We start from the raw sequence: 1,051 nt of genomic DNA, 5'->3' as shown, positions 1-1,051 counted from the left end.
TCTGCGGCTCGCTGAAGGGGACTAACGACGGGTATTGAGCACGCACGAATTCGTGCCCTCAGGTGGTTCGATCAAACCCACCGGCGACCCTCTCGACCTCGTGAAAATGGTCAGACCCTCTGAGCGACTCCAGCAGTGCGATCAATTCTCGAGCGGCGGCGCGCTCGAATCGCACGCCCAATTCAAGGTTTGACAGAAATCCCTTCCCAGTCACATTTGCGGTTCCGAGGTACGCCTCATCATTGTCAGTAGCCACAACCTTGGCATGGAACGTTGACCAAGTTTCATCGTTGACGTACTCGTACAGCGAAACATTGTCGCCACATGGAGAGTCCAATAACTGACGAGTGAACTCACGATTATACTCACCATCATCGCCACCATAAGTGAGGTATCGAGTTACGAGAGAGATAGTGCTCCCCTTATCAACCGCCGACAAGAGGGCGGGACGAAGTCGGTCAAAGGCTTCGGCAGAGAGGAATGGACTGACGATCCACACATGCGACGAGGCATCTTTGATGACCTCAAGAACGCCCGTAAGGAGATCATCAAACCCGTCCGTCGAAAGCGCCTCATCATCGGGGAACGTCGCCAATAGATCGACTGCCGGTGAAATCTCCTGGCGTTCTTGTAGTACTTCCGCAGTATGCCCAACCGCCGGAAGGGCTCGCGTTCTAGCCCGATCAGCATCAGTACCGATGTACTGGTGATATCGAAGGTGGTCCAGTAAGTTCTCTAGTTCGTGGTCAGGGGGATGGACGTCGAGCTCAACACGAAGGTCCGCCACCGTAATCGAGGTTTTCTGCTGCTGGAGATACCGGAGGGTGGTGGCGAGGATCTCATAATCGTAGTCGCCGGACAGATCGTGAAACGCCGAGGCAGTTTCAATAAGGAGCGATCTGTCGATCGCTGAATGAGAACCCGGCATCTCAGAGAGACATGTAACCCTCTATTTCGCTGTCATCGAGCCCCGGTTTTCCGTCGTCAAATGGCCCGCCAAAGAGGGTAGCCCGCCCCAAATTGTGGTTTGTATTGTCTGTCGACATGGCCG

Annotated in this window: 1 protein-coding gene; it reads right to left on the bottom strand. The window is 54.5% G+C overall.

Annotation, left to right across the window (positions count from 1 at the left end; genetic code table 11):
- Nucleotides 1-58: 58 nt before the first annotated feature.
- The gene (locus EP28_RS11550; RefSeq protein ID WP_049984168.1) at nucleotides 59-928 is read right to left on the bottom strand and encodes a phospholipase D-like domain-containing protein; all 870 of its coding nucleotides are present in this window, start codon (nucleotides 926-928) and stop codon (nucleotides 59-61) included.
- Nucleotides 929-1,051: the final 123 nt, after the last annotated feature.

Source organism: Halorubrum sp. BV1 (assembly GCF_000746205.1).
Classification (GTDB): Archaea; Halobacteriota; Halobacteria; order Halobacteriales; family Haloferacaceae; genus Halorubrum.
Note: the sequence above shows the minus strand (reverse complement) of the source record. Positions and strands in the feature narration are given on the sequence as shown.